Genomic DNA, 10,936 nt, shown 5'->3' with positions numbered 1-10,936 from the left:
CGCTCCTCGACGTCGCAAATAGCTGTGATCATTGAAGTATCTTGCGCCATAAATCGCATAGCACAAACCGAACCGCGCCCACCCGGCGGTCGGGCGCTGCGCGGCTCATCGTCGGATGATCAACGTCCACTCCAGGCCAGACCCGCCCGCCCTATTCTGGCCGCTGGAGGCTGAACGTGTCGCGCACAACCGCGTAATCCATGTAGCCCAGCCGCGAGAGCGGGTTGTAGCGGGTGACGTCGAAACGGCCATCGTTGAGGCAGGCATCGTCCATGTGCACGCCGGTCACCTCGCCGAACACGACGAAGTTCGCCTCGCCGGGAAGCTGGACGATCTGCGTGAGGCGGCATTCGAGTGCGGCGGGGCTGGCGGCGACACGGGCGCAATCCACCGTCTTGCACTCTGCCTTTTCCAGCGCGGCATCGGCGAACTCGTCTACCTCGCGGCCCCACGGCCCCGAGGTGCGGTTCATCGCGTCGGTCAGCGCCTCGCTCACCACGTTGACACAGAACACGCCCGTTTCCCGGATATTGGCGACGCTATCCTTTGTGCCGTCGCGGTCGGGCTTGGCCGAGGTGGAGGCGAACATCACCTGCGGCGGCACATAGGCCACCGCGTTGAAGAAGGAATAGGGCGCGAGATTGTCGCGGCCCTCGGCGTCTCGGGTGGAGATCCAGCCGATGGGGCGCGGCGTGACGATGGCGTTGAACGGGTTGTGCGGCAGGCCGTGGCCGTCCTCGGGGCGGTAGAACATGCAGTCTCCTTCGGGGGTGATCCGGTTTGTGCAAGCGGTAACGCCGTGCTACGCGGCGTGCCAGTCAATTCTCGCAAAGGTGCGGTGCGTCATGGTCGAGCTTGGGCCCGAGGGGCCGCAGGATCTGTGGGAGGTCGAGGCGCTCTATGACCTGTGCTTCGCGCCGGGGCGCGAGGCGCTGTCCTCCTACCGGCTGCGCGAGGGCGTGGCGCCGGTGGCTGATCTGTGCCTCGTGGCGCGCGAGGACGGGATCATCGCGGGTGCGATCCGCTACTGGCCGGTGCGGGTGGGGGAGGCGCGCGCCCTGCTATTGGGCCCCGTGGCGGTGCATCCCACCCATCAGGGCGAGGGGTTGGGCGGCTGGCTCATCCGCGAGAGCGTCGAGCGCGCGCGCACGCTTGGCTGGGCGCGGGTGATGCTGGTGGGCGACGCGCCCTATTACGGGCGTTTCGGCTTTGCCCGGCTCGACAAGGTCGAGATGCCACCACCAACGAACCCGGCGCGGGTGCTGGGGCTGGCGCTTACTCCCGGTGCGTGGGACGGGGTGGCGGGCGCGGTGGCGCCCGCAGCTTGAATTCCGGTGCGGCCGCCGTCATTTCTTTGGCAGGAGTTGGGAGGCGGACGGCATGGAAATCCTTGGACGGCCCTTCGAAGAACCGGCGGTCGAAGCGCGGCTCGACGCGCTGGTGGCGCGGCACGCGCGTGCAGGCAGTGGCGCGATGGACGTGCTCAACCTCATCGGCGCGCAGGCCGAGGGGCTGCTCGACCGGCTGCCGGCCGAGGCGCGGGCGCGGCTGGGTACGGTGACGGAACGCGCGTTGCTGGGTGCGGCAGAGGCGGCGCATGGCACGCGCGACTCGGTGCCCGACATGTCGCAGGGACGCACGCGGCTGCTGACTACGGTGATGGGCGCGGCGGGGGGCATGGGAGGTTTGCCCACGGCGCTCGCCGAACTACCGGTGACGGTGACGGTGCTGTTGCGCGCGATCCAGGACGAGGCCGCCGCGCACGGGTTTGATCCGGCCGAGCCGGGGGTGCGCTTCGCCTCGGTCGAGGTGTTCGGCACCGCCGGGCCGCTCAGCGATGATGACGGCAGCGACCTGGGCTTCATCGGGGCGCGCGTGACGCTGACCGGGGCGGCGCTGCGCGCGCTCATCGCGCGGGTGGCGCCGAGGCTGGCGGCGGTGCTGGGCCAGAAGCTCGCGGCGCAGAGCGTGCCGCTGTTGGGCGCGGCGGCGGGGGCGGCCACGAATTACGCCTATACACGCTATTACCAGGACATGGCGCATGTGCATTTCGGGCTGCGGCGGCTGGCCATCGAGGCCGACCGCGACCCGCGTGAGATCGTGGCGGCGTTCCGCGAGAGGGCGGGTCGCGTGACGCGCGGATGACGCGGCGCTTGCCCTATTGCAAATCCGCGAAAGCCGCCTTCAGTCGCTCTGCCGCCTCGGCCACCCGCGCGCGCGGCATGGCGATGTTGAAGCGCAGGAAGCTCTCACCGCCAGTGCCGAACGCCGCCCCGACCGATGGCACGAGGCGCGCCTCGTTATGCACCCTGCGAAGGACTTCTTCCATGTCCATCCCGGTCCCGGCAAAGTCGATCCATGCCAGGTATGTGGATTGCATCGGCATCGCCGCGAGCCCCGGTATCTGTGCGATCCCATCCAGGAAGAGGCGGTGGTTTCCGTCGAGATAGGAGACCAGGTCATCGACCCAGGCCGCACCGCGCGGCGAATAGGCCGCGCGCGTCAGTTCGACTCCGAGGAGATTGGGCTGTGTCTGGTGTTCCAGCAGGGCCCGGCGAAACCGTTTGCGCATCTCGGCATTGGGAATCGTGACCGTGCCGAGGCGTGCCCCGGCCGTGTTGAAGGTCTTTGACGCTGCAGTGAGGACAAAGCAGCGCTCTGCCGCCTCGGGGGCCGCATTGAGGAACGGCGTGAAATGCTGGCCCGGAAATATGAGGTCATGGTGGATTTCATCGGCGACCAGGAGCAGGTCGTGCCGGTCACAGAATTCGGCCAGCGCGCGCAGCTCGCCGACGGTCCAGATGCGTCCGGCGGGATTGTGCGGGGAGGAGATCAGCATCATTCGTTCCCTGCCGGTCAGCCCGGCCTCGAGCGCGTCGATATCCATGTGGTAGATGCCGTCGCGGATCACGAGCGGTGCCTCATGGACGACGCGGCCGGTCAGCTCGATCTTGTGGGTAAACTCGTGATAAACCGGGGTAAAGATGATCACCTCGTCGCCGGGATCGGTATAGGTTTCGAGAAGTAGCGCGATGGCATGGCCAAGCCCTGCGGTGCTGGACATGTGGGCGGGGTCCGCGGCCCAACCGTGGCGCTCGTTCATCCACCATGCGACGGCTTCGTTCATGGCGTCGTCGCCGGTGAAATAGCCGTAATTCGCCCTCTCCAGCAGGTCTCGTACCGCGTCTTGCAACACGTCGGCGGCCCGGAAATCCATATCGGCCACCCACATCGGGATCCCGTCAGCGGGGGAGACGCCGCCATAGGCCTCCATGTTGTCCCACTTGGTGGCTCCGGTGCCGCGCCGGTCGATGATCTCGTCGAAATCCATGCCTGTCTCCTGCTCGTTGCCGAGGCGCAGGCTAGCCGAATGCGCGGCGGCTGCAAGGGCGTTGCGGAACGCGCGCCGATCCCCTAAATCAGCGCCATGAAACGGCCCATCCTCATCCATCCCGACCCGCGGCTCAAGAAGGTCTGTGCGCCCGTCTCGGAAATTTCCGACGATCTGCGCAAGCTCGCCGATGACATGCTCGAGACCATGTACGACGCGCCGGGCATCGGGCTCGCCGCGCCACAGGTGGGGGTGCTGTCGCGATTGATCGTGCTCGATTGCGTCAAGGAGGAGGGCGAGGCCCCGCGACCGCTGGTGATGATCAACCCCGAGGTGCTGGCGTCCTCCGAGGAGATGAACACCTACGAGGAAGGCTGCCTGTCGATCCCCGATCAGTATGCCGACGTGACGCGCCCCGCCGAGGTGGAGGTGCGCTGGATTGATCCCGACGGGGCCGAGCATCGAGAAGGCTTCGGCGGGTTGTGGGCGACGTGCGTGCAGCACGAGATCGATCACCTCAACGGCAAGCTGTTCATTGACTATCTTGGAGCCATGCGGCGGCAGATGATCACCCGCCGGATGGTCAAGCTCAAGCGAGAGAAGGCGCGCGCTTGAGCGCGCGGGCGGTCCTGCGCTGGCCTGACCGGCGGCTGCGTATGGCCGCGGACCCGGTGACGGAGATCGACGACGGGGTGCACGCGCTCTGGGACGAGATGATCGCGGTCATGGAGGCGATGCCGGGTGTCGGGCTGGCAGCGGTGCAACTGGGCGAGATGCGCGCGCTGGCGGTGGTGGATGCGAGCACGAAACGGGGGCAGGCGGTGCGCATGGCCAACCCCGAGATCCTGCACGCGAGCGTGGAGTTGCGCTCCCACGAGGAGGCCAGCCCCTGCCTTCCCGGCGTCTCGGCGACGATCGAGCGGCCGCGCGCGGTGACGGTGCGGTACCTGAATGCCGTTGGTGCGATGGAGGAGCGCGATTTCGTGGGGCTGTGGGCAACATCCGTGCAACACCAGATCGACCATTTGCAGGGACGGATGTATTTCGACCGGCTGGGTCGTGTGAAGCGGGATATACTGTTGAGGCGGGCGCGGAAACTGACCTGAGGGCGGTATGCATGGAACGCTCTTGATTTGGATATTTTTGGCAAGATGAAGGGGGCGGCATGCGCGTGATCTTCATGGGAACGCCGGGTTTCTCGGTGCCGGTTCTGGATGCGCTGGTGGCGGCGGGGCACGAGGTGGCCGCGGTTTATTGCCAGCCGCCCCGCCCTGCCGGACGGGGCAAGAAGGCCCGGCCAAGCCCGGTGCAGGCGCGGGCCGATGCGCTGGGCCTGCCGGTGCGCCATCCTGCAAGCCTGAAGGGCGCGAATGAGCAGGCGGAGTTTGCCGCGCTCGGGGCGGATGTGGCGGTGGTGGTGGCTTACGGCCTCATCCTGCCGCAGGAGGTGCTCGATGCACCGCGCGCGGGCTGTCTCAACATCCATGCAAGTCTTTTGCCGCGTTGGCGCGGGGCGGCGCCCATCCAGCGTGCGATCATGGCGGGCGATGCCGAGACCGGCGTGTGCATCATGCGGATGGAGGCAGGGCTCGATACCGGACCGGTGCTGTTGCGCGAGCGGCTGGCGATCGGGTCGCAGGAGACGGCGGGCGGCTTGCATGACCGGCTCTCGGCCCTGGGGGCAAGGCTCATCGTCGAGGCGCTGGGGCGGCTGGACGGTCTGGAACCCGAACCGCAACCGGAGGACGGGATCACCTATGCCGCCAAGATCGACAAGGCAGAGGCACGGGTGGACTGGAGTCGCCCGGCTGAGGAGGTGGATCGGCTGATCCGGGGCCTGTCGCCGTTTCCCGGCGCGTGGTGCATGGCCGGCGATGAGCGCGTGAAGCTTCTGGGGTCGTGCCTTGCCGAGGGACAGGGCGCGCCGGGCGAGGTGCTGGACGATGCCGCGACGGTGGCCTGCGGGCGCGGTGCGGTGCGGCTTTTGCGCTTGCAACGCGCCGGGCGCGCGGCGCAGGATACGGGCGAGTTCCTGCGGGGCATGGCGCTTGCCCCTGGGATGCGACTGGAGTGACGCGATGTTCCTGCAACTCTTCGGCACGGTGGTGATCGCAGGCATCGTGGGCTACGCCAGCGAGCGGAGCGGGTTCACGCGCAACGGGTACATCCCGTCGATCATCATCTGCGTGGGTGGCGCGTTCCTGTTCTATTTCATCCGCATCATGTTCGGTATCCGTTTTGGCGCGCCCGGGATAGATGCGATCCTCTCGTCGGTTGGCGCGCTCGTCATCGTGCCGACCCATTGGCGCAGGCGGAGGTGAGCCATGAGCGTGGTCTATCTCATCATCATCGGTGCCGCGGCGGGCTTTCTCGCCACCCGGCTGATGGGGATGCAGGCGGGCGTGGTGCCCACCGTGCTGCTGGGCATCGCCGGGGCGCTGATCGGCGGGGTGCTGATCCGGGTGATCCTGACGGTGACGGGGCTTCTTGGTGGGCTGATCGGCGCGGTGCTGGGGGCGGTGCTGCTGATCTGGCTTTACCGGATGTATCTGGAGCGCCGGTGAACCTCAGTTGTGCGGCGGGCGGGCGTGGTAGACCGGCAGCCGCCAGCCGAAGGCGAGCGAACCCGCGCGCAAGGCCCATGTGAGCGCCGCGCAGATACCGAGGACCACCAGCGGGTCATTGGTAAAGAGGCGCGCGATCACAGCTCCGAGCGCGCCCGCGAAGGCCGCCGAGACGTAGAGCTCGCCCTGTTTCAGGACCAGCGGCACCTCGCCCACCACCACGTCGCGCATGAGCCCGCCCATGCAGCCGGTGACCATGCCCATCAGCACCACGATCACCTGCGTCTGACTCATCGCCATCGCCGCGCTGACGCCCGCGGGCACGGCCACGGCGAGGGCGAAGCTGTCGAGCCACAGGAGCCAGCGGTAGCGGCTTTCGACCAGGTGCGCGGTAAAGAACACCAACAGCGCGGCGGCGCAGGCAATAAGGATGTAGTTCGGGTTGCCCATCCAGAACACCGGGTTGCGGTCGAGCAGCACGTCGCGCAGCGTGCCGCCGCCCACCGCCGTCAGGCAGGCGAGGAAGGCAAAGCCCACGATGTCGAGTTGCTGGCGCGAGGCGACGAGCGCTCCGGTGAGTGCGAAAATCAGCACAGCGGCGTAATCGAGGAGCGCGAGGTAGCTCATGCCTCGTTCTTGCCCGGCTTGAACGGCGCCATTCCGGCGCGCGCCAGTTCGTCGGCGCGCTCGTTCTCCGGGTGGCCTGCGTGGCCCTTGACCCATTCCCAGGTCACGGCGTGGCGTTTCTGCGCCTCTTCGAGGCGCTGCCACAACTCCACGTTCTTCACGGGCTTTTTCGCGGCGGTTTTCCAGCCGTTCTTCTTCCAGCCGTGAATCCAGCCGGTCACACCGTTCTTAACATAGCCGCTGTCGGTGACAATGGTGATGGCCGAGGGCTTCGAGAGTGTCTCGAGCGCGTGGATCGCGGCCAGAAGCTCCATCCGGTTGTTGGTGGTCTCGGCCTCACCGCCCGAAAGCTCGCGTTCCTTGACGATCGTGTCGCCCTCTATTGCGCGCATCAGCACACCCCAGCCGCCGGGGCCGGGATTGCCCGAACAGGCCCCGTCGGTATAGGCGAAGAGATCAGCCATCCATCAGCCCCTCGTAGCCCGGCAGCGCCGCCACGCGCGCGCACCATGCGGTGAGGCGCGGGAACCGACCCATGTCGAAGCCGCCGCGCGTGCCCGCCGTATGGGTATAGGCGTAGAGCGCGATATCGGCGAGGGTGGGGGAGGGGCCGCAGAACCAGTCCTGGCCGTCGAGCGCGTCCTCCATCAGCCCGAGGATGGCGTGGCCCTCGTCGAGCAGGGCGGCCATACGCTCGGGCGTGGCCTCCTGCGCGAGGTGCGGATATGTGGCGAGCGAGGCGCGCACGGCAACGACCGGCTCGTGCCGGTTCTGCTCGAAGAACATCCAGGCGAGCATCTGCGCCTGCGCCAGCGCGCCCTCGGGCACCCAGCCGGTGCTGTGGCCAAGGTACCACAGGATCGCGTTCGATTCCGTCAGGATCGTGCCGTCGGGCAGATGCAATGCGGGCAGCTTGCCCAGCGGCAGGTGCCCCGCTGCCTTGGCCTCGGCCAGTTTGGGGGTGTTGGTCTCGATGGGGACATGCCGGTAGCGGCGCCCCTCGAGCGCCAGCAGCAGCCGCACCTTGTAGCTATTGCCCGAGGAGGGCATGGAATAGAGCGTGAGATCGGTCATGTCGTGGGCCTCAGAGGAAAACGCCGATGCCGAGGCAGGAGATAGCCACGGCGCTGAGCAGGAGGCGTAGCGGCATCCACCAGTCGGGCGCAAGGCCCCAGCGGGCGAATTGCCAGTCCAGAGCCAAGAGCCCGGCAAAGCCGAAAATCAGGTTCATCCCCGCCGAGACCGGCCCGCCGCCGGTCATGAAGAACGCCCAAAGCGCGGGGATCACCGAGAGGGCATAGCCGGTGGCGGCGAGGGTGCCGGTGGCCTTGCTGGCAAAGCCCCAGAGCACGCCGGACATGAACGACAGGATCACCGCGCCGTAGAACAGCATGACATAAGGCCCGGCGAAGCGCGGGCCGATGGCCCGCACCGTCCACAGGCCTAGATCGGGCAGCAGCACGGTCAGCGCCCCCCAGAGGAAGGGGATGAGGCCGGTAAGGCCAAGGATCAGCGGGGCGCGCGGGATTCTCTGGAACATGGGGCGCAAATTGGCGCGGTGGGGCGGGGTTGGCAAGGGCGGATGGGGGCGTGGTGTGTTGTTTGTCAAGCGGGATGTTTCTGCCGGTCGCCACGGTCAGGATCTGGCCTGAAGCGGTCGGGCGCTGCGCGGCGGCGCGTAAACGCGCCTCTATTCCGCGCGGGGGCGCCAAGACCTGAACGTCCGCTCCAGGCCATTATGCTCACGGCCGCAACGCGCTGTCATGCCCGAGCTGATCCTTGGGGCGTTACCCGACACGTCGCACCCGCCACCAACTTCACGCCGTCTCGCGCAGCACCCGTGGCACCTTGAACTCGACGTTTTCCTGCGCGGTCTCGACCACCTGCACGGTCACGTCATAGCGGGTGTGGAAGGCGTCGATCACCTCCTCGACCAGCACCTCGGGGGCCGAGGCGCTGGCGGTGACGCCCACCGAGGTGATGCCCTCAAGCGCCCGCCAGTCGATATCGGTCGCGCGCTGGACAAGCTGCGCGTAGGAGCATCCGGCGCGCGCGCCGACCTCGACCAGACGCCTGGAATTCGATGAGTTGGGCGCGCCTACGACCAGCATCGCCTCGGCCTTTTCGGCCATCGCCTTGACTGCTTCCTGCCGGTTGGTGGTGGCGTAGCAGATGTCTTCCTTGTGCGGGCCGATGATGGACGGAAAGCGCGCCTGAAGGGCGGCGACGATTTCCGCCGTGTCATCGACCGACAGGGTGGTCTGCGTCACGAAGGCGAGCTTGGCCTCGTCGCGCACTGCGAGCGTGGCCACGTCGGCGGGGGTCTCAACCAGCAGCACCTCGCCCTGTGGCAATTGCCCCATCGTGCCCACCGTTTCGGGGTGGCCCGCGTGGCCGATCATCACGATCTGGAGGCCGTTCTCATGGTGGCGCTCGGCCTCGATATGGACCTTGGACACAAGCGGGCAGGTGGCATCGACATAGAGCATCTGGCGCGCGGCGGCCTCGGCGGGGACGGATTTGGGCACGCCGTGGGCGGAGAAGATCACCGGGCGGTCAACGGGGCAGTCGTCAAGCTGTTCGACGAAGACCGCGCCCTTGGATCGCAGGTCATCGACCACGTACTTGTTGTGCACGATCTCGTGGCGCACGTAGACCGGCGCGCCGTACTTCTCGAGAGCCATTTCCACGATCTTGATCGCGCGGTCCACACCGGCGCAAAAGCCGCGGGGGGCGGCGAGCCAGAGGGTGAGCGGGGGCTTGGGCATGTCGGTGTCCTGCATGGCCCGGAGATAAGCCAGCACGCAGCGCGCGTAAAGGGTGGCGGTGGCGGAACGAGCGCCGCGATCGGGCTTGACCTTCCAGCGGGGGAGAGGCCGATAGCGGGGAAAATCGCAGCGAAGAGAAAGGCTCCCGATGAGAGCGAGACAACGGATGGTGGCCCTGCGCGTGGGGCTGGCCCTCGGCACGATGGCTGGTGCAGCGCAGGCGGAGGGGGTGTTGCCATACCGCGATGCCGATGCGGTGGCACGCGGCGAGCGGCTCTACGAGGCCACTTGCGCCACCTGCCACGGGCGCGACCTGCAGGGCGAGCCAGACTGGCAGAGCCGCGACGCCGAGGGCTACCTGCCCGCCCCGCCGCACGACCAGACCGGCCACACCTGGCACCACCCCGACGCCGTCCTGCTCGACATCGTGCGGCGCGGGACGGCGGCGGTGGTGGGGCAGGGTTACCAGAGCCGGATGCCGGGCTACGCCGGGGCGCTGACCGAGGCGGAGATGCGCGAAGTGTTGGCGTATATAAAGTCTACCTGGCCCGACCGCGTCATCGCGATACACGACCGGATCAACGTCGAGGCAGGGGGATAGCGCCGTTGCTTTCGCGTCATCCGCCCGCCTGCACCGTGAGCCAGGCCAGCACGATGTAGCGAGCCGTCTTGGCGATGGTCACCAGCACGAGAAACACCCAGACCGGCGTGCGCATCACCCCCGCGATCACGGTAAAGCCGTCGCCCAGAGGCGCCCAGCTCATCAGCAGGGTCCACACGCCCCAGCGCGCATACCAGCGCTGCGCGCGCGCCAGTTGCGCCGCGTTGACAGGAAACCAGCGCCGAGTGCGGAACCGCTCGATCCCGCGCCCCAGCACGTAGTTGACCACCGCGCCCAGCGTGTTGCCGAGGCTTGCCACAGCCACCAGCCACGCCACCGGCGCGCTGCCCGCCACCTGCAGCGCGACGAATACCACTTCGGACTGGAACGGCAGGATCGTCGCCGCGCCGAAGGCGGCGGCGAAGAGACCGGCAAACTGTCCGAGCATCGCGGCGTCGGGGATCATGCGGAGGCGCGTGTCATCATGCCGGGCACCCTAGGCCGGATCGCGACGGTTCCCAAGCCGAAGACGGGTGTCAGCGCTGCACTTGAAAGTTGAACGCCCGGCGAAGCCAATTGCGGGTTGATCTGGAAAGATTCGGTGCTCATAAAGACATATATATTCGCGCCTTGGCGTTCTTATTGCCCAAAAAGTAATTTTATGGAGTCGTAAAATATCATGTCGCAGTCATCTCGTGTCGGTCTTGTCCCCCTTACCGCATTGTTCATCGGCCTCGGGGCCGCAGCCGCCACCGCGCAGACGCTGGGCGCTGGTGCGACAGCAACTGGTGCCGACAGCGTCGCGCTTGGCGACAACAGCCTCGCCTCGGGAGACGGCAGCACGGCGGCAGGCGCGTTGAGCGAGACTTTGGGCCTGGAAGGGTCCGCCTTCGGCGTGGAGAGCCTCGCCTCGGGGGATTTCAGTATCCACGCCCTGGAGCAAACCCTCCGACTTCCAGTCGGACCTGCTTCAGCGTGAAAGAATCGTGTTATGATCGTACCCTCAGAAAAATGAGCCGCAGCCGGGTCGAAGGCTCATTTTTCT

Annotated in this window: 17 protein-coding genes; 9 read left to right on the top strand and 8 right to left on the bottom strand. The window is 67.2% G+C overall.

Annotated elements, in window-relative coordinates:
• Positions 1-151: 151 nt before the first annotated feature.
• Complete coding sequence (locus C6W92_RS16960; RefSeq protein ID WP_129435261.1) at positions 152-754, bottom strand: flavin reductase family protein; 603 nt, start codon at positions 752-754, stop codon at positions 152-154.
• Positions 755-845: 91 nt separating this feature from the next.
• On the opposite strand from C6W92_RS16960, the gene C6W92_RS16955 reads away from it, so the two are divergent.
• Positions 846-1,328 (top strand): N-acetyltransferase, encoded by a 483-nt coding sequence (locus tag C6W92_RS16955; protein WP_129435259.1) that lies wholly within the window; start codon positions 846-848, stop codon positions 1,326-1,328.
• 52 nt (positions 1,329-1,380) lie between these two features.
• Complete coding sequence (locus tag C6W92_RS16950; RefSeq protein ID WP_129435257.1) at positions 1,381-2,145, top strand: EcsC family protein; 765 nt, start codon at positions 1,381-1,383, stop codon at positions 2,143-2,145.
• Between the two features lie 13 nt (positions 2,146-2,158).
• Here the strand turns inward: C6W92_RS16950 and C6W92_RS16945 are convergent, their stop codons facing one another.
• Positions 2,159-3,331: a PatB family C-S lyase gene (locus C6W92_RS16945; RefSeq protein WP_129435255.1), complete on the bottom strand. Its 1,173-nt coding sequence runs from the start codon at positions 3,329-3,331 to the stop codon at positions 2,159-2,161.
• A gap of 96 nt (positions 3,332-3,427) precedes the next feature.
• On the opposite strand from C6W92_RS16945, the gene def (C6W92_RS16940) reads away from it, so the two are divergent.
• The 5 genes from def (C6W92_RS16940) to C6W92_RS16920 are packed head-to-tail and all read left to right on the top strand — an operon-like array spanning position 3,428 to position 5,895.
• The gene (gene def / locus C6W92_RS16940) at positions 3,428-3,946 is read left to right on the top strand and encodes a peptide deformylase (RefSeq protein WP_129435253.1); all 519 of its coding nucleotides are present in this window, start codon (positions 3,428-3,430) and stop codon (positions 3,944-3,946) included.
• Positions 3,943-4,437, top strand: coding sequence for a peptide deformylase (gene def, locus C6W92_RS16935; RefSeq protein ID WP_129435251.1), 495 nt, complete (start codon positions 3,943-3,945; stop codon positions 4,435-4,437). The genes def (C6W92_RS16940) and def (C6W92_RS16935) overlap by 4 nt, the downstream gene beginning before the upstream one ends.
• 59 nt (positions 4,438-4,496) lie before the next feature.
• Positions 4,497-5,405: a methionyl-tRNA formyltransferase gene (gene fmt / locus C6W92_RS16930; RefSeq protein WP_129435249.1), complete on the top strand. Its 909-nt coding sequence runs from the start codon at positions 4,497-4,499 to the stop codon at positions 5,403-5,405.
• 4 nt (positions 5,406-5,409) lie between these two features.
• Positions 5,410-5,652, top strand: a complete 243-nt coding sequence (locus tag C6W92_RS16925) for a hypothetical protein (protein WP_104018467.1) — start codon at positions 5,410-5,412, stop codon at positions 5,650-5,652.
• Between the two features lie 3 nt (positions 5,653-5,655).
• Positions 5,656-5,895, top strand: a complete 240-nt coding sequence (locus tag C6W92_RS16920) for a GlsB/YeaQ/YmgE family stress response membrane protein (protein WP_104018468.1) — start codon at positions 5,656-5,658, stop codon at positions 5,893-5,895.
• Between the two features lie 3 nt (positions 5,896-5,898).
• Here C6W92_RS16920 and C6W92_RS16915 read toward each other — a convergent pair whose 3' ends face one another.
• From C6W92_RS16915 to ispH, 5 genes are all read right to left on the bottom strand, one after another.
• The gene (locus C6W92_RS16915; RefSeq protein WP_129435247.1) at positions 5,899-6,522 is read right to left on the bottom strand and encodes a trimeric intracellular cation channel family protein; all 624 of its coding nucleotides are present in this window, start codon (positions 6,520-6,522) and stop codon (positions 5,899-5,901) included.
• A complete protein-coding gene (gene rnhA, locus C6W92_RS16910) occupies positions 6,519-6,986 on the bottom strand; it encodes a ribonuclease HI (RefSeq protein WP_129435245.1) in 468 nt (155 codons plus the stop codon). The genes C6W92_RS16915 and rnhA overlap by 4 nt, the downstream gene beginning before the upstream one ends.
• Positions 6,979-7,596, bottom strand: coding sequence for a glutathione S-transferase family protein (locus C6W92_RS16905; RefSeq protein WP_129435243.1), 618 nt, complete (start codon positions 7,594-7,596; stop codon positions 6,979-6,981). The genes rnhA and C6W92_RS16905 overlap by 8 nt, the downstream gene beginning before the upstream one ends.
• Before the next feature lie 10 nt (positions 7,597-7,606).
• Positions 7,607-8,062 carry a DUF3429 domain-containing protein gene (locus C6W92_RS16900; RefSeq protein WP_129435241.1) on the bottom strand — a complete coding sequence of 152 codons (456 nt, stop codon included), beginning with the start codon at positions 8,060-8,062 and terminating at the stop codon, positions 7,607-7,609.
• A gap of 277 nt (positions 8,063-8,339) precedes the next feature.
• A complete protein-coding gene (gene ispH / locus C6W92_RS16895) occupies positions 8,340-9,290 on the bottom strand; it encodes a 4-hydroxy-3-methylbut-2-enyl diphosphate reductase (RefSeq protein WP_129435265.1) in 951 nt (316 codons plus the stop codon).
• Positions 9,291-9,492: 202 nt separating this feature from the next.
• On the opposite strand from ispH, the gene C6W92_RS16890 reads away from it, so the two are divergent.
• Positions 9,493-9,891 carry a cytochrome c gene (locus C6W92_RS16890; protein ID WP_241691202.1) on the top strand — a complete coding sequence of 133 codons (399 nt, stop codon included), beginning with the start codon at positions 9,493-9,495 and terminating at the stop codon, positions 9,889-9,891.
• Between the two features lie 16 nt (positions 9,892-9,907).
• Here C6W92_RS16890 and C6W92_RS16885 read toward each other — a convergent pair whose 3' ends face one another.
• Complete coding sequence (locus tag C6W92_RS16885) at positions 9,908-10,357, bottom strand: YqaA family protein (protein WP_129435239.1); 450 nt, start codon at positions 10,355-10,357, stop codon at positions 9,908-9,910.
• Between the two features lie 213 nt (positions 10,358-10,570).
• Between C6W92_RS16885 and C6W92_RS16880 the strand changes: the two genes are divergently transcribed.
• On the top strand, positions 10,571-10,870 hold the full coding sequence (locus C6W92_RS16880; protein ID WP_129435237.1) for a hypothetical protein: 300 nt from the start codon (positions 10,571-10,573) through the stop codon (positions 10,868-10,870).
• Positions 10,871-10,936 lie beyond the last annotated feature (66 nt).

Source organism: Roseovarius sp. A46, assembly GCF_004126395.1.
Lineage (GTDB): Bacteria > Pseudomonadota > Alphaproteobacteria > Rhodobacterales > Rhodobacteraceae > Roseovarius > Roseovarius nitratireducens.
The sequence above is the reverse complement of the archived record's forward strand: the minus strand, read 5'-3'. Positions and strand labels throughout refer to the sequence as shown.